We start from the raw sequence: 17,032 nt of genomic DNA, 5'->3' as shown, positions 1-17,032 counted from the left end.
TGTTATCTAGCTAATCCTTTGATTAATACAATTTGACTCGCTTGATCTTCGTTTGGACGATTTGTACCGCCATCAACACCTTTGTATTTTGTTCCTCTCCAAGAGTGCGGTTGAACGCTCAACAAAAAGGTGTCATCGATGCCCAATTGCTCAGATACATCAATCATAGCACCATATTCCCAATCTCCAAATTTTGAAGTTCCTCCTACGTTATATTTGGCAGCATCAGTAGCCGTACGACGGTGGTCTAATTCAAAAACTACTTTTAATTGCTTTTTAGCAATATCGTATTGATAAATGTAACCATCGTGAGTTTCGTCACCATATCCGTTGGCATCTTCTTGCACATAAATATAGTTTTTCGTCACACAAATGTTGTCTGGATTTTGAAATTTACCTGCGATGCCGTTGCGATCATCTCCATCTAAAAGTACTTCTAAATTTCCTGTCAATGGATTTGTAGCGTCTAAATTTAATTTATAGACACGACCGTATTTGGTTCTAGAAGCATCAGCATTATTTCCTGTAGTATTTTGACCCGTCACGTTGAAATAGATTTCTCGAGCACCTTCAGCACTTCCTTTTCGGTAATCCAAATCTTCTACTCTGCCAAATTTGATACCTTTTAAAGTATTTACCGAAGCATTGATTGCTGCACCTGTAAGTGTAGTATGGTTCTCAATTTTCACAAATGAAACAGGATATTTTTGGTTAACCACCATATCTTTTTCTCTTTGATTATCGTCTTGACGTTTCATCATATACAATGATCCATCAGCTAAGTCGCCCACTTTATTGGCAACATACATAAAAACTTGCCCCCCGTTGGTTCCCGAATCATCATCACCAATTACTACTACTGTTTTACCAGCATAGGCTTTTGAGCTTAAAGGCAAGGCATTCTCTGCACTTAAACGGCCAAAAGCACTTAACTCTCTAGAAACAGCCGCCATCCCTGCATCAGCATAAGGATTTATTGCATGAGTACGAGATTCCTCTCCTGATTCACCACAAGTTAAGTACAAAGGTCCAAAACCGTGTTCTGCAACAGTAGCCATAGTGGCACCGCATAATCTCCAAGTTCCTCCATTAGAATTTAATAGGTATTCTCCTTTTACTGGTTTAAATGTTTGATCTAGGGTAATTCTAGAAACCGAGAAATTGTCCTCATGATTCACCAGAAATGTAAAACTCCCATCGTCGTTTTTAAGAAGACCCGAACCATCAGCCGAGCCTCCAAAAACAAATTTTGGACTTGCTGCCAATTCATCATCCGATGAGATTAGTGAAAACAATTCCAAACTCTCAAAACCTGTCATTTTTTTTAACAAAACAGGGGTAACTGATTGGTCTTTTAAAACAACAGCTGTTGTTTCTTTGGTGTCATTGGATTCGTTCTCACATGAAACTAATGAGAAAACACACAATAGTGGTAAGATTAATTTTTTCATTGATTTAAGTTTTTTATACAGGCAAAATAAGTACCTGAATATGAATTCATTGTCAAACTAATATTAATGTAAAGTCATTATTATGTAAGATTTTATTTTGTATTTTAATCTAAATTTTACATCAATACTGAAAAAAAATGAGTATACTCATCAGGAATTGCCCCAAATAAACCACTAAATTTTAAGTGAAAATTGCTATTTAATGGCGCGAAAGCGGATTTTTTGCCTCATAAATAACTACTTTAGTGGTTTGTTAATTCCCGCTTTTTTATTTCAAAAGCGTTTAATTGCTAATAGTATAGTTACAATGGAAAAATTCACACTCGAACTTTTATTTCAAATCATAGGAATTGGTGCTGCTTCTGGTCTTATTTACAAATCGCCTTCCTTATATGTTATTGGTGATAACAGTGGCTATTTGTACGAATACAATATGGAAGCCAAAGACTTACAGCAACACGCTATTATTGAAAACGCCAGCGCAAATATTGCCAAAAAAGACAAACCCGATTTTGAAGCCATAACGAGTTTTGATGACAAATTGTATGTTTTTGGTTCCGGTTCTACTCCGAAACGCAACAAAATGGTAGAAATCAATACAACCGAAAAAGAGATTAAAACCAACGATTTGACAGATTTGTATGGCGTGATGCAAAGCTTTGGTCAAATTAAAGCCGATGATTTTAATCTTGAAGGGGCTATTTATACTGGAAAAGAATGGCTACTTTTTAATCGGGGGAACGGAAAAAAGGGCAAGAATGTGATTTTTACGATTTATGGTAAAAATCTAATCAACGAATTTAATATGATTAGCAACGAGTATAAGTTGCCCAAAATTAATGGCGTGCGTAGCAGTTTTACCGATGCCGTTTTGGTGGATACTAAAATTTATTTTTTGGCTACTGCCGAAGACACACAATCGACGTATAATGATGGAGAAGTAAAAGGAAGTTTGATTGGGGTAATTGATGTAGAAACAATGAAACTAGAATTTACGCAAAAAATAAGCGATACCCATAAATTTGAAGGCCTTACTCTCTATCAAAATTCAGACAAAACCTTGGAGTTTTTGTTATGCGAAGACAAAGACTCGGAGGTGTTAGAAACGAATATTTATAAATTGGTACTTCCTAAAAAATAAAATACTATCGTTTTGATGGTTACTAAAAAATCCTAATGATATCCTTTGGTCCCGATGGGAGCGGATATCGTTTTTTTTTTTTTTTGCTTTGACAGCATTCTAAAAAACTTTTCAGCTGTAGAAAAAAGAAAGGAAGGACAGTGGGCCACCATTTTGGTAAATAGCCTCATCGTCACTCTTTGAATTTTTCCGGAGGACTTAATCAAAATAGAAGGGATGTTAAACTATAATTAAGATTACAAAAGACTACTTTTTTGGGATTTAAAATTCTTATTTTTGAGGGAAACAACGCTTATTTTAACCTATAATTTAAAAAAAGATGACTGACTTGAAAAATAAAAATGCAATAATTACAGGAGCAGGAAAGGGGATAGGAAGAGCGGTAGCGATTGCGCTAGCCCAAGAAGGTGTCAATGTGATTGTAATCGCTAGAACCCAAACTGATATTGATGAAGTAGCCAAAGAAATCAGCTCCTATGGTGTGAAAGTTTTAGCTTTAACGGCCGATGTAGCCGATATGAATTCGGTTAATTTGGCCATAGCTCAAGCTGTCGACAAGTTTAAAACTATTGATATTCTTGTTAATAATGCTGGAATTGCAGCTTTCGGGAAGTTTTTGGAGTTAGAACCTACGGAATGGGAGCGCATTATTCAGGTGAATTTGATGGGGGTATATTATGTGACTCGTGCGGTTTTGCCCAACATGATCGAGCAACAAACAGGTGACATTATCAATATTTCATCTACTGCGGGATTGAATGGGAATGCTTTGACAAGTGCTTATAGCGCTTCCAAATTTGCCCTTTTGGGTCTTACGGATTCATTAATGCAAGAAATGCGCAAACACAATATTCGAGTTACAGCTTTAACACCAAGTACCGTGGCTACTGATATGGCTAAAGAGTTGAATCTTACGGATGGTAATCCTGACAAAGTAATGCAAGCAGAAGATATTGCCGAATTACTGATCGCACAGCTTAAATTAAACCGTCGCGTTTTTATTAAAAATAGTAGCATTTGGTCTACTAATCCTTAATTTTATTAGCTATGAAAAAATATTTAGGACAATTAATTTCGATAGAATTTGAAGATTTAAAAGAGGTCTTTACTGGCTTTCTTATCGATTATTCCGAAGAGTGGATTTTATTGCGCAAAAATCCAGTTGATTTCATTTTGGATGGATTTATGCTGCTTAAACACAAAAAAGTAAAAACGATACACAGAGATGAAGATCATGAGTTTACCGAAAAAGTAATCCGATTAAAAGGGGAGAAAACAACTACTGACAAAATTATTCCCATTCAAGATTTAGCTTCGATTGTTGCTTTTTTGGATGAAAATTATGGTGTTTTTCAGATTGCCAAAAAGTCAACACGCACTGCTTACTTGGGTAAACTTATTGCTTTGAGTAAAGATGAACTTATCCTTGATTTCTTAGATACAGTAGGTGAATTTGGTGGTGAATTAAGTTTTAAGCCTGAAAAGATAAGAACTATAGAATTTGACACCGACTATATCAACTCCATTCAATTAGTCATTCAAGACGAAGATAATTAAACCCGGAATCCGCATTAGACTTCGTAGCGAAACTGAATTATTCGATAAAAGCAAGAGCTCACGGACTATTTTTGAAGAAGGAATACTTTTGTATTTTGAATTTAAAAATGGGAGTAAGTTCTTGGTTTTGAAGAAGAATTTAGTTGTAGTAGATTTCTAATGCGGAATCTGGGTTAAAACAAGAAAAGCCCTTACGATCAAGGGCTTTTCTGTTTTTTTGAAATAAATTATATGACTATCCGTGACTAGTACCATTTCACAGAATAAATTAGTTGTTGAATGTTTTTCACAAATATCATCCTTTCTGATCTTTGCGTCTTCGCGACTTTGCGAGCCCAATTTCACGCAAAGGCGCAGAGACGCAAAGTATATTGTCATTATTTAGACTGTTGGTATGAGTTACGGACAGTCATAATAAATTATATAGTCGACAATTGATTGGTAAATTCCATACGGACACTTCCGTCTTCGTCAATTCGGGTCAATTGCACCTCGTGTAACGTATTCACTAAGGCAGGGTCCCAAGGGGTTTTCACTTTTACATAATTTTCGGTAAAACCGTGAATGTATCCTTCTTTATTTTCACTCTCGAATAAAACCGTTCTTTGGGTACCCAATTGACTTTCGTAAAACGCACGACGTTTCTTAACAGATAAACCGCGTAACATTTTACTTCGTTTGGCCCTAACGTTATTTGGAACTACGCCATCCATTACAATCGCCTCCGTATTATCTCGTTCTGAATAGGTGAAAACGTGTAAATAAGAAATATCCAAATCGTTCAAAAAATGATAGGTTTCCAAGAAATGATCATCAGTTTCGCCTGGAAAACCTACGATTACATCCACACCAATACAAGCGTGTGGCATTACTTGACGAATATTGGCTACTCTTTCGGCATACACTTCACGTTGGTAACGACGCTTCATTTTGCCCAAAATTTCATTACTCCCTGATTGCAAAGGAATATGAAAATGTGGGACAAAGGTTCGGCTTTTGGAAACAAAATCAATGGTTTCGTTTTTCAACAAATTAGGTTCGATAGACGAAATACGTAGGCGTTCAATACCCTCCACTTCGTCAAGTGCTTTTACCAAATCAAGGAAGGTATGCTCGTGTTTTTTATTCCCGAACTCTCCTTTTCCGTAATCGCCAATATTTACGCCCGTAAGCACTATTTCTTTAATCCCTTGTTTTGAAATTTCAGCAGCATTTTGCAATACATTTTCTAAAGCATCACTTCTTGAAATTCCTCTCGCTAATGGAATCGTACAATAGGTACATTTGTAGTCGCAACCGTCTTGTACTTTCAAAAAGGCTCTTGTTCTATCGCCAATAGAATAACTGCCTACATAAAAATCGGCTTCGGCGATTTCGCAAGAATGCACTTGACCAAAATCATTTTTGGATAAATCGTTAATATAATCTGCTAATTTGAATTTTTCTGTGGCACCTAGAACCAAATCTACACCGTCAACATCGGCGAGTTCCTCTGGTTTTAATTGTGCATAACAACCCACGGCGGCCACAAAAGCTTTGTCGTTTAGCTTCATCGCTTTACGCACGACTTGCTTGAATTGTTTGTCTGCATTTTCTGTAACAGAACACGTATTGATAACATACATATCCGCAACTTCTTCAAAATCCACTCTTTCAAAGCCTTCTTCTTGAAGATTTCTCGCTATGGTTGACGTTTCTGAAAAGTTCAGTTTACAACCCAGTGTATAGAAGGCAACTCGTTTTTTATTTTCCATAAGATAGCTCAATCAATGAAATCGTTGTCAAAAAATTGAGGGTGCAAATTTACATATAAATTCTAAGAATTAAAAATGAAGCAGTTTGATAATTATTACTTTCTAGCAAGTACTACTAAAAGAATAACTCCGTTTTTTTCCACCACCAAAATTCCAAAGGAAAATCGGGGTAATTTTGACAGAATTTATTGTATTTGCTTTGTTTTACTTCATGTTCACTAAATTTTACTTCAATAGCAATACCTTTTAGATAAGAGGTTTCTATCACAAAATCGACTTCATTTCCATCTGCAGTGCGCCAATATTTTATTTGGTCTTGATCGAATCTTTCGGTAAGCAATCGGAATGATAAATTTTCCAAAACTATACCTTTATCGGCTCTTTGTGCTATAGGCGAAAAATAATTAATCAATACGTTACGTAGTCCTAAATCGTTGAGGTAAACTTTAGGCATTTTTGTCAATTCTTTACGTAAGTTATTGTAAAACGGCTTTACTACAGTAATGTGAAAGCATTTTTGCAGTACATACAAATAATTTTCAACTGTAGCATTGTTCATTCGTAATGTATTTGAAATTTCGTTTACGTTCAATAAACTCCCTGATTGACTAGCCAAAAGCATCAGCATTCGATAAAACTTAGTTTCATCTGTGATTCCTGACTCAAGGATGTCTCGTTTAATATAAGAATCTCGAATATCCTTGAGTACTTCTAATTTTTGATCAATCTCATTTTCCAAAACAACAGCAGGATACCCTCCATAATTTATAAATTCATCCATATACCCCCAAAGAATATTTTCTTGAATAGATTTTACTTTCTTCCTGTTTTTGAGTTTCAAGACTTCTGCAACCAAATCATTCCTGCCTTTAAAAAGCAAAAACTCTTCAAAATCAAGGGTCCCCATTTGAAAAATTTTTTTTCTTCCTACAAGCGAATCATTAAACTGCTTGTCTATGTAAAATGCAGAACTGCCTGTAGCTACAATTTTTAAACGGTCAGCATACTCATCAAAAAGCAATTTTATAAAAGTAGTGGCATCGTTAAGGTATTGAATTTCATCGATGAAGACAATAACTTTTCTATTTTCTTCTAACGGGCAAATTTTGAACAAATTTTCAGGACTTTCGTTGAGTTCGTTTAAGATTTCTTTTCGATCTAAATTCAAAAAATAAACAATTTCCCCTTTTTGGTTTAAATCCTCAAACAATTGTTTCAACAGTGTGGATTTCCCTATTTGCCTAGCACCAATAAGAATGGTGAACTCTTTTTTAGGAAGATGTTTGGCAATTATACTATACTTTTTTCTTTGTATCATATCACAAAAATAAGTACAAAACATAAATTATCGGATAATTTTAATATTTTTTTTAAAATTATCCGATAATTTTAATTGTATACCATGTAAATTATCGGATAATTTACATGGTATAATAAATAAACTACTTAATAACAGTAATTTACAGCAAATACAAAAAGTGTTTTTCGTTAAATTAGGATATAGCGTTCAATCACTTCAGCCACTCCATGATTATTATTCGAAGCTACAATAACATCTCCAAAACCTCTCAATTCGGGAGTTACATTATCCACCCAAACGCCTAATCCCGCATATTGAATCATTGTCAAATCGTTTCCTGCATTGCCTACTGCAATAATTTCGCTTTGGTCAATGTCTAATTTTTTGGCCAAAAATTGAATACTTGCCGCTTTGTCGATACCATTAGGTGCAACTTCCAAAAAGAAAGGTTTCGACATAGAAACGCTTAAATCAGGCATTGCTTGTTTCAAATCGCTTTCTACCGTTTTCAAATAAGAAGGATCTTCGAGTAGAATACATTTTACTGCATTAGAAGTTACAGCAGCCTTAAAATCAGGAACTAGTTCGTGCGGCATACCTGTTATGCTTCGCTCTACTTCGATAAATTCAGAGTGGGTTTCGCTTATAATTGTATCATTAATGTACGTAATGATATGCGTTTTTGACTTCAAACTATAATCATGTAGCGCATGAATTTGCGCTTTGGTCAATGATTGTTCAAAAATTACCGTATCGTTTTTTAAATCGGTAACTACAGCACCATTGAACGAAATCATATAACTATTTTGCAAGTCTTTTGCATAATGTGTCATCGCTGGCGTAGGTCTTCCTGATGCCAAAACCACTTCAACACCCTTTGCCTGCGCCATAGCAATCATGGCTCGATTCTCTTTAGAAATGGTATGATTGTCTGTCAACAGCGTGTCATCCATATCTAAAACCAGCATTTTGTATTTCATAACTTATGGAAACAATTTAAATACTCATTCTAAAATCCTCGATAACTGGATTCGCCTTCGCAAAATCTGTTTCTTGAATAAAAATTTCAATGGCCAAATCGGAACCACCAAATCCACCCAAACGAGCCGATTGAATATTGTCTTTTTTTACGGTATCGATTCCCGCTGTTTCTAATTTTTCTTGTAAGGCTAGTGCTAATATTTCACTGCCTGAAAACACTTTCATTAATCCCATACTGTTTTATGTTTGTTGTTGAACTTAACCGCAAAGTCCGCAAGGAATTACGCAAAGAAGCGCAACGATTTTAATGTTTATTATCTTTTCAAAATCTAACTTCAAAAATCTACTCTCTAAATTTCTTCTTCATCGTCCTCTTCCTCTTCTTCTTCTTCGAAATCAAATTCAAAAGGCTCGATTAGCATTTTTTCAATCAAAATATCAACTCTATCTGTTAATTGCTCAGTAAAAACGATGCGTTGCGTTTTGGTGATACTATTTGAAATACGCATAATTTTGGTTTCGTGACGCAATTTCAAAATAGGGTCGGTGTCATCAATGATGAACATTTTTAAGCGATTCACATTGTAACCTGCAGAAGAAAACATTTCACTCAAACGATTAGGTGTCCCAATCAGAACATCGATACCTGTGGATATGTAATTTTTGTCATAGTCCATATCGCCTTTATCGTGAACACCGTATACTTCTAACTTGGTATACTGATTGTATTTATCAAAAAGCTCTTCCATTGCCAATACCTTAGCTTTGTCTTCTACTACGATAAGTGCTCTTGGAGATTCTTCATTGGAACCCGCCAAACGCTGAATTACATTGATTACAATAGTCGTTGTTTTTCCGCTTCCTTTCGGCGCAACAATCAAACAATCTGCTCCGCTTTTTAGCGTAGAAAAAGTCTCCTGTTGCATAGCATTGGCTTCTACCAAACCATTTTCAATCAATGCCTTTTGAAGATTCTCGTTTATTTTTTTTAGTTTCATTTGTCCTTATTGAAAATTTGAAATCTTGAAAAATTAAAAGATTTATTGCATTTAATAATCATTACATTTTTCAATCTTTACATTTATTTTGATGCAAATAACTTCACATCCGTTTCAGATATTTCACTTCCTCCCAGAATTATCAAGCGTTCCACTACATTGCGTAATTCTCGTATGTTTCCTGTCCAATCGTATTCTTGCAGTAAGCTAATCGCAGCTTCCGAGAATTTTTTCACAGCATTGCCTTGTTCTGAAGCAATTTTCTCTGCAAAATGTGTAACCAACATCGGAATATCGGTGCGACGTTCATTCAAAGCAGGAACTTTAATCAAAATAACGGCCAAACGGTGGTACAAATCTTCTCTAAAACGACCTTCGGCAATCTCTTGTTTCAAATCTTTGTTAGTTGCAGCAACTACACGAACATCCACTTTAATGTCTTTGTCTGCTCCCACTCTCGTAATCATACTTTCTTGTAAAGCACGCAACACTTTGGCTTGAGCCGAAAGACTCATATCGCCAATTTCATCCAAGAAAATAGTGCCTTTATCCGCTGCTTCAAACTTGCCTGCACGATCTTTTACGGCTGATGTAAAAGCACCTTTTACGTGTCCAAACAACTCACTTTCTATCAATTCTGACGGAATAGCAGCACAGTTCACTTCGATTAAAGGAAAACTTGCACGTTCGCTTTTCTCGTGCAATTGATGGGCTACTAATTCTTTTCCAGTTCCGTTAGGTCCTGTGATTAACACCCTAGCTTCGGTAGGGGCTACTTTATCAATCATCATTTTGATATGATTAATGGCTTCGCTCTCGCCAATCATTTCGTAGTTTTTGCTAACTTTTTTCTTTAGAATTTTATTCTCAACTACTAATTTTTTTCGGTCTAAGGCATTGCGAACCGTATTCAACAATCGGTTCAAATCGGGTGGTTTTGAGATGTAATCAAAAGCTCCCAAACGCATCGTATTGATGGCCGTTTCCATATCGCCGTGTCCTGAAATCATCACCATTGGAATCTCAGGTTTGATTTTTTTGACAGCTTCTAATACTTCGACCCCGTCTAATTTTGGCATTTTGATATCACAAAGCACCAAATCATAATCGGTATTTTTTATTTTCTCTAAACCTACAGCACCGTCTTCAGCTTCGTCTACCTGATAAGTATCATTCTCTTCTGAAAGAATTTTGACCAAAACTCTACGAATCGCCGCTTCGTCTTCTATAATTAATATTTTACTCATTTTTTTTTAAAGTTGCTTAGACACTGAGTCGCTAAGATTCTAAGTTGAATAAAAGGTCTTAGCGACTCATCAACTTAGCCTCTCAGCCTCTTCATTTAATATTTCAACCACTTATACAATTCTTTCCAACTTGGTTTTTTACCGTACATCAAAATACCTACGCGATAAATTTTGGAAGCAAACCAAACCACCAACAAAAACGTTCCGAATAAAAGTACCATCGAAAGCAAAATTTGCCACAAAGGTACGCCAAAAGGAATGCGCATTAGCATTACAATAGGTGAAGTCAAAGGCACAATCGAAAAAATGGTGGCTACCGTGCCGTGAGGGTCATTGATTACCGTAAAAAATCCGATGTAAACGCCCAAAATCAAAGGCATAATAATCGGCAACAAAAACTGTTGCGAATCGGTTTCGTTGTCAACAGCGGCACCAATTGCGGCATAAAAGGAACTGTACAAAAAGTACCCTCCAATGAAATAAATCACAAAACAAGTCAGCAAAGTCCCAATAGGAAGATTCCATAATTCGGCTATATACAATTGGGCAGTACTTGTTATTTCGTGTTGCGCTGCTTGCATTACTTCGGGCGGAACTTTAGAAGTAGGCCCTAAATCGACTCCAAAAAATAAGGACGCTCCAAACAGTAACGCAAAACCAATAATAGCCCAAATTAAAAACTGAAGAATACCTGCCAGTGAAGTTCCAATGATTTTACCCATCATCAACTGAAAAGGTTTTACCGAGGAAATAATGATTTCGATGATACGATTGGTTTTTTCTTCGATTACGCTTCGCATCACCATATTGCCATAAATCACGATAAACATCATAATCAAATACCCAAAGGCACCACCAATGGCAATTTTAATTTCATTCAATCCTTTCAAACTTTCCTCACCCGAGGCTTTACTCAAACTGATGTTGATATTGGACTGTGCTTTATGTATCGCCAGAGTATCCAATTTTGCGGATTGAAAATTAAGTTGGGTGATTTTTTTATCCAAAATGTCCTGAACTTCCTCAATAAAAGTAATACTTGGACTATCATTGGATATGAATTGAATCTTCTTATCCAACTCGGCAATAGATGCCGTTTTAGGAATTTGCAACACGCCTTCAAAACGCTCTTGTGTAATGCTATCCTTAAGGGCTTTTACGTCCAAAACCGACAAATCCAAATACTGGTATTCGCTATCTTTTTTATTTTTAGCCATAAAATCGGCAACAAACAAACCCGTTTCGTCGTGAATCGCAATTTGCTTAGTATCGGCTTTCATAGACGCCAAATAGCTAACAAAAACAGCAATTCCAACAAATAATAACGGACTCAAAAAAGTCATTACAATAAATGATTTGTTGCGTACTTTGGCAATAAATTCTCTTTTTATGATAAGGGATAATTTGCTCATTATTTTTATAGAATTTACTCGGTTACAGTTTTAATAAAGATGTCGTTCACACTTGGAATTTTTTCCACAAAATGCGTCACTTGACCACGTTGCGTAAGGACTTTCAACAATTCGTTCGGTGTGCCTGTACCTAGCTGAATTTCTAATTTCAATTCTTGATTCAAAGACTTGAAATTGGCTGGACCCACGGTAAACTTCTGTGTCAAATCATACATCAAGCCTTCGACATTATCCGTCAATATACCCACTTCAAAACTATTAGAGCGGTATTGGCGTTTTACTTCTTCCAATTTGCCCTCAATGAGTTTGTTCGATTTATGAATCAAAGCGATATGGTCACACAATTCCTCTACACTTTCCATTCTATGGGTTGAGAAAATGATAGTCGTACCTTTTTCCTTTAATCCTAAAATTTCATCTTTAATAATATTGGCATTCACAGGGTCAAAACCAGAAAACGGCTCATCAAAAATCAACAATTTGGGTTGGTGCAACACACACACTACAAACTGAATCTTTTGTGCCATTCCTTTGGACAACTCCTCGATTTTCTTGTTCCACCAGCCTTTGATGTCTAATTTCTCAAACCAATAGTCCAACTGAATTTTAGCTTCTTTTTTAGAAAGCCCTTTCAGTTGCGCCAAATACAAACACTGCTCGCCCACTTTCATCGATTTGTACAAACCTCTCTCTTCGGGTAGATAGCCGATTTGTTGTATATGATGGGGTTGCAATTTTTCGCCATCCAAAAGCACTTCACCACTATCGGGCAACGTAATCTGATTGATGATACGAATTAAAGAGGTTTTTCCGGCACCATTAGGTCCTAATAAACCATAAATACTGCCTTTGGGTATCGAAAGCGAAACGGAATTAAGGGCTACATAATTGCCATATTGCTTCACTACATTTTTTACCTCGAGAATACTACTCATAGCTTGATTTTTAGAATTGCAAAAATAGGTAATTAGTAGTCAACAACGCCCAATTGTTACAGAAAATGCGGCTTTTTTGAACAATAAAAACGCCACTAGCTAAAGCTTAAAACTAGAAAACGCTATTCGTTTTTGAGTGCAGTGCAATTGGATATTTCAATCGGCTGTCTTGTCGCTTTCGCGTATATTCTTGTGTTCCGAAGCCTAGATCACAAGGAATTTCATAGCGATCGGGGCCTACAAAAGTGCTCTTGTGGAAACATTTGAAATCACTGGGGTGCTTTTTCAACCAAATCATCAAATTTATTTTGAATCCAAAGGCTAACTTCTTACTTTTACGCAATAAATCACTGCAATCATGTCACAAACCGTATTAGCTTTACACAACGTTACCATATATCAAGAAGGAAGAACCATTTTAACAGATGTGAATTTAGAAGTAAATCATGGCGAATTTCTTTATATTATTGGGAAAACAGGCTCAGGGAAAAGTAGTTTACTCAAAACACTGTACGGCGATTTACCCTTAATAGAAGGTACAGGACATATTGTAGAGTTTAATCTTGAGAGTCTAAAAGAAGATGAAATACCCTTTTTGAGACGTAAAATCGGAATCGTTTTTCAAGATTTTAAACTCCTACCAGATCGTAGCATTAACGACAATATGCTGTTTGTACTCAAAGCAACAGGTTGGACAGATTTAAACGAAATGAATTCTAAAATCGAAGAGGTACTCACTAAAGTTGGTATGCAAGATTTTGGGAACAAAATGCCACATCAAATTTCAGGAGGGGAGCAGCAAAGAGTAGCTATCGCAAGAGCATTACTTAACGATCCCGAATTCATTTTGGCAGATGAACCTACGGGGAATTTAGACCCTCAAACCAGTGCCGAAGTACTAGAATTGCTCAAGAAAATCAATGCCAATGGAAAAACAATCATCATGGCTACTCACGATTATGCCTTGTTGTTAAAATATCCTTCCAAAACATTAAAATGCGAAGATTCTAAGATTTTCGAAGTAGTGCAGCGCACGGTATAATGCTTTCTATTCTTATTCCGGTATACAATTACGCGGTATTTCCATTAGGTTTGGAAGTACACAAACAATGTATTGCCGCCGGAATACCATTCGAAATCCTTTGCCAAGACGATTGTTCTTCTTCATTTATCGAAGAAAATTGTGTTATTGAACAATTATCGTATTGTACATTTTTACAAAATGCAGTCAATTTAGGCAGAGGAAACAATCGAAATTCACTGATTCAAAAAGCCCAATTCGATTGGTTACTGCTTTTAGATTGTGATACGTTTCCTAGAGATTCATTTTTTATCAAAAACTACCTTTCGTTTATACAAAAACCAATGTCGAATTTGGTCTTTGGAGGCATTATATATCATCCCAAAAAGCCTCACACCCCACAATTGTTACGCTGGGTATATGGTCAAAAAAGAGAAGCTTTATCATGTGAATTCAGGAATAAAAAACCTAACAGTCGCGCACTTACTTCTAATTTAGTTATACGAAAAGAAATCGCACTACGCCATCCATTTCCTGAATCGGTAAGTGATTATGGGTATGAAGACTTGTCTTTTCTATCGAATTTAGGACAACAAAACATTACCGTTTTTCATATCGACAATCCTACTTTTCATCTTAATTTGGAAACCTCCGCTCAGTTTTTGGCAAAAACAGAAATCGCACTAAAAAACTTATCCCTATTGATTCAAACGAAAACAATAAAGCCCAATGAAAGTAAAATAATAGCGACATTTTTATGGGTCAAAAAACTACATTTGATACAATTTATAGCTTGGATGTTTCAACAAACCAAAACAATCACTACAAAAAATCTATTGTCTGACAATCCTTCGTTGCTGCTTTTTGACTGGTACAAGTTGGGTTATCTTTGCCTATTGCAAACGCTTAAATAAGGTCTTCCACTGCAACATAATCGCATCCAAATCATACTTCGAAACACTTTGCCGTGCGCTAGCTCCCATCTTTTCTCTTAAATCTTTATCCTCTAAAAGCAGGGCTAATTTCTCCGCAAAAGCAGTTGCATTGCCATCCTCAACCAAAAAACCATTTACACCATCCGTTATAATTGACCTTGGACCAACTGGACAATCGTACGCCACACAAGGCAAACCCGAAGCCATAGCCTCAAGTAGCACCAAACCCAATCCTTCAGAACGAGAAGTCATCACCAACACCGAAGCGTTTGCATATAGCGTAGCAACTTCCAAAACAGGAGGATAAAAACGAACGGAAGAGGCAATTCCTAAAGTATTTGCCAAAGGAATCAGATTTTCTTCAGGAGAAAGCGTTCCATAAATATCCAATTTCCAATCAGGATGCTTTTGAAATACTAAAGACCAAATCTCCAATAATCTATCGAGTCCTTTTTCGTAAGAATTACGGCTAACAGCTAGTACTTTTTTAACATCTAACGCAGCTAGTTCTTCTGATTTAAAAGACAATGGATTAGCAATAATCATACTATTTTTAGTATTCCATTCTTGGGAACTTTCTCTATTCAATACCACAAAAGCATCAAAAGTTTTAGCACCCCATTTTTTAACAGAAACCCCTATTCGAAACCATAATCGAGACAAAAAAGGAAATGTAAATGGTCTTTCATTTAAATACTTTGAACCATGACATTCAAAAATCACAGGTGAGTTCTTACCAATTAAAAAAGGAACCAAGTAGCCTTTCAATCCATTATCAGCAACAATAATACTATCGGGTTGCACTTGTGATATAATTGTTTGCAGTTGCTTTTTGTAGGTATAAATCGCACTCAAAAAATAACCTTTTCGTTCAATATCATGCCAAACAATTTGCGCATTAAATTCAAAAAAAGGATGCTCATACCCTTTATTTTGCGTCATAATATGCACTTCGTACTCAAAATTTTGAATGAAATAGTCGGTTTTGGTAGCCAGCACTTTTGCTACCCCACCCGCTTGATTGACCGAAGGAACTAAATACAGTAATTTCATTTTTTAGTTTCCAAAAATTGTGAATAGTCTCGAATATAATCCGATTCTTCAAAAACATCCGATGCCAAAACCAAGCATACCGCACCCGAAGAAAAATTCTGTAATTCTCTCCAAATCCCTGTCGGAATTAGTAATCCCAGCGAAGGTTTATTGAGCAAAATTGTTTTTTTCTCAAAACCGTCATCCAAAACTACCTCAAAGCTTCCGCTGAGAGCAATCAAGACTTCTTGTTGTTCAATATGAGCGTGTCCACCCCTAAAAGCACTACTAGGCACATCAAACAAGTAATACACTCGCTTAAAATCGAAAGTTAGGATGTCATTTTGAATGAATCCTAAATTCCCACGGGTGTCTTCTACCACTGGAATTGCAATCGTTTTTAGGTCTTTAAGAGTAGTTTTCATTGGGTAAGTTCTAAATATTTTTTGCGCCCATTAAACGCAAATTGAATGGCTTTGGGTGTTTCTTTTAGCCTAATTTTTTTCTGCTTAACATCATAAAACACTTTTTGTAAAACGCGAAAAATCCAATTTTTCATCCCCACACGTTTCAAAAAAGCGCCTTGAATGTAATATCGTTGTAAAAAATCTACTTTATCAGTAGTCGTTTGGGTTTTATGGGCAGCAATTACTTTGGGAACAAATGAATTTTGCTGTTGTTGACGGTACAAATCCATCAAAAAAATGGCTTCTTCACCCATTTCAAAGGTTGCTCCCAATCCAAAATGAGCATCAAACTCGATTCCTGATGCGTCCAAAATGGCTTTATTTATCGTTATTTCAATGGACATCACAGAGAACAAAGTCAATGGTTGTAAAAACTTTTGACTCTTTTTTGGATACTTTTTAAACAACTTCCTATTTTCGTTTTCAATCTGAAAACTAATTACTGCAGCATCAGGAAAAAGTTCGTAGGCATTACTGATTGTTTCTATAAAATCAGGTTCAAATATTTCATCGTCATCTGCCAAAATTAAAATTTCTCCTTGGGAATTTTTCAATCCGAGATTTCTACTATTAGACAATCCTATTTCAAACGAATTAATGACTTTGACAGTAGGAAAATCGGAGGTCAAAATAGCATTTTCATGGGTTTGATTGACGATTAAAATTGAAAAATCAGCAAAATGAGCAAAAGGAAACATCGGAATCAAAAAATCCAACGAATCCCTATTCATCGTTGCAATTATAATTTCAATAGCCTCTTTTGTATAACGAATATTCAATTTGTTCTTACATTTACACAAA

17 protein-coding genes are annotated in these 17,032 nt (G+C 35.9%); 5 read left to right on the top strand and 12 right to left on the bottom strand.

Features of this window, described 5'->3' with window-relative positions:
- Nucleotides 1-2: 2 nt before the first annotated feature.
- A complete protein-coding gene (locus tag ACSVH7_RS08695; protein ID WP_438066319.1) occupies nt 3-1,451 on the bottom strand; it encodes a hypothetical protein in 1,449 nt (482 codons plus the stop codon).
- Nucleotides 1,452-1,758: 307 nt separating this feature from the next.
- Between ACSVH7_RS08695 and ACSVH7_RS08690 the strand changes: the two genes are divergently transcribed.
- The 3 genes from ACSVH7_RS08690 to ACSVH7_RS08680 all read left to right on the top strand — a co-directional run bounded on the left by ACSVH7_RS08690 (nt 1,759) and on the right by ACSVH7_RS08680 (nt 4,149).
- The gene (locus ACSVH7_RS08690; RefSeq protein WP_438066318.1) at nt 1,759-2,592 is read left to right on the top strand and encodes a DUF6929 family protein; all 834 of its coding nucleotides are present in this window, start codon (nt 1,759-1,761) and stop codon (nt 2,590-2,592) included.
- A gap of 319 nt (nt 2,593-2,911) precedes the next feature.
- Nucleotides 2,912-3,628 carry a 3-ketoacyl-ACP reductase gene (locus ACSVH7_RS08685; RefSeq protein ID WP_438066317.1) on the top strand — a complete coding sequence of 239 codons (717 nt, stop codon included), beginning with the start codon at nt 2,912-2,914 and terminating at the stop codon, nt 3,626-3,628.
- Between the two features lie 11 nt (nt 3,629-3,639).
- A complete protein-coding gene (locus tag ACSVH7_RS08680) occupies nt 3,640-4,149 on the top strand; it encodes a hypothetical protein (RefSeq protein ID WP_438066316.1) in 510 nt (169 codons plus the stop codon).
- 419 nt (nt 4,150-4,568) lie between these two features.
- On the opposite strand, the gene mtaB is transcribed toward ACSVH7_RS08680, so the two are convergent.
- The 8 genes from mtaB to ACSVH7_RS08640 form a co-directional block, all read right to left on the bottom strand.
- Nucleotides 4,569-5,903 (bottom strand): tRNA (N(6)-L-threonylcarbamoyladenosine(37)-C(2))-methylthiotransferase MtaB, encoded by a 1,335-nt coding sequence (gene mtaB / locus ACSVH7_RS08675; protein WP_438066315.1) that lies wholly within the window; start codon nt 5,901-5,903, stop codon nt 4,569-4,571.
- A gap of 115 nt (nt 5,904-6,018) precedes the next feature.
- Nucleotides 6,019-7,221 carry an ATP-binding protein gene (locus tag ACSVH7_RS08670; RefSeq protein ID WP_438066314.1) on the bottom strand — a complete coding sequence of 401 codons (1,203 nt, stop codon included), beginning with the start codon at nt 7,219-7,221 and terminating at the stop codon, nt 6,019-6,021.
- A gap of 170 nt (nt 7,222-7,391) precedes the next feature.
- A complete protein-coding gene (locus ACSVH7_RS08665; RefSeq protein ID WP_438066313.1) occupies nt 7,392-8,183 on the bottom strand; it encodes a Cof-type HAD-IIB family hydrolase in 792 nt (263 codons plus the stop codon).
- Nucleotides 8,184-8,199: 16 nt separating this feature from the next.
- Nucleotides 8,200-8,418, bottom strand: a complete 219-nt coding sequence (locus tag ACSVH7_RS08660) for a putative signal transducing protein (protein WP_159682878.1) — start codon at nt 8,416-8,418, stop codon at nt 8,200-8,202.
- Nucleotides 8,419-8,534: 116 nt separating this feature from the next.
- Nucleotides 8,535-9,182 carry a DEAD/DEAH box helicase gene (locus tag ACSVH7_RS08655; RefSeq protein ID WP_438066312.1) on the bottom strand — a complete coding sequence of 216 codons (648 nt, stop codon included), beginning with the start codon at nt 9,180-9,182 and terminating at the stop codon, nt 8,535-8,537.
- An 83-nt stretch (nt 9,183-9,265) separates the two neighbouring features.
- Nucleotides 9,266-10,429, bottom strand: coding sequence for a sigma-54 dependent transcriptional regulator (locus ACSVH7_RS08650; protein WP_315171681.1), 1,164 nt, complete (start codon nt 10,427-10,429; stop codon nt 9,266-9,268).
- A 95-nt stretch (nt 10,430-10,524) separates the two neighbouring features.
- Entirely contained in the window at nt 10,525-11,841 is a 1,317-nt protein-coding gene (locus ACSVH7_RS08645; RefSeq protein WP_438066311.1) for an ABC transporter permease, read from the bottom strand.
- 14 nt (nt 11,842-11,855) lie between these two features.
- On the bottom strand, nt 11,856-12,776 hold the full coding sequence (locus ACSVH7_RS08640; protein ID WP_438066310.1) for an ABC transporter ATP-binding protein: 921 nt from the start codon (nt 12,774-12,776) through the stop codon (nt 11,856-11,858).
- Nucleotides 12,777-13,134: 358 nt separating this feature from the next.
- Here ACSVH7_RS08640 and ACSVH7_RS08635 point away from each other — a divergent pair, with 358 nt between their 5' ends.
- Together ACSVH7_RS08635 and ACSVH7_RS08630 are read left to right on the top strand one after the other, a co-directional pair.
- Nucleotides 13,135-13,818 carry a cell division ATP-binding protein FtsE gene (locus tag ACSVH7_RS08635; protein WP_438066309.1) on the top strand — a complete coding sequence of 228 codons (684 nt, stop codon included), beginning with the start codon at nt 13,135-13,137 and terminating at the stop codon, nt 13,816-13,818.
- Nucleotides 13,818-14,711, top strand: coding sequence for a glycosyltransferase family 2 protein (locus ACSVH7_RS08630; RefSeq protein ID WP_438066308.1), 894 nt, complete (start codon nt 13,818-13,820; stop codon nt 14,709-14,711). The genes ACSVH7_RS08635 and ACSVH7_RS08630 overlap by 1 nt, the downstream gene beginning before the upstream one ends.
- On the opposite strand, the gene ACSVH7_RS08625 is transcribed toward ACSVH7_RS08630, so the two are convergent.
- The 3 genes from ACSVH7_RS08625 to ACSVH7_RS08615 are packed head-to-tail and all read right to left on the bottom strand — an operon-like array spanning nt 14,691 to nt 17,010.
- Nucleotides 14,691-15,785, bottom strand: coding sequence for a glycosyltransferase family 4 protein (locus ACSVH7_RS08625; protein WP_438066307.1), 1,095 nt, complete (start codon nt 15,783-15,785; stop codon nt 14,691-14,693). The genes ACSVH7_RS08630 and ACSVH7_RS08625 overlap by 21 nt on opposite strands.
- A complete protein-coding gene (locus ACSVH7_RS08620; RefSeq protein ID WP_438066306.1) occupies nt 15,782-16,189 on the bottom strand; it encodes a sugar 3,4-ketoisomerase in 408 nt (135 codons plus the stop codon). The genes ACSVH7_RS08625 and ACSVH7_RS08620 overlap by 4 nt, the downstream gene beginning before the upstream one ends.
- A complete protein-coding gene (locus ACSVH7_RS08615) occupies nt 16,186-17,010 on the bottom strand; it encodes a glycosyltransferase family 2 protein (RefSeq protein WP_438066305.1) in 825 nt (274 codons plus the stop codon). Before ACSVH7_RS08615 ends, ACSVH7_RS08620 begins: the two co-directional genes overlap by 4 nt.
- Nucleotides 17,011-17,032: the final 22 nt, after the last annotated feature.

The sequence above is a fragment of the Flavobacterium sp. TSSA_36 genome (assembly GCF_051547165.1).
Classification (GTDB): Bacteria; Bacteroidota; Bacteroidia; order Flavobacteriales; family Flavobacteriaceae; genus Flavobacterium.
This window is presented reverse-complemented; position numbering and strand designations above follow the sequence as displayed.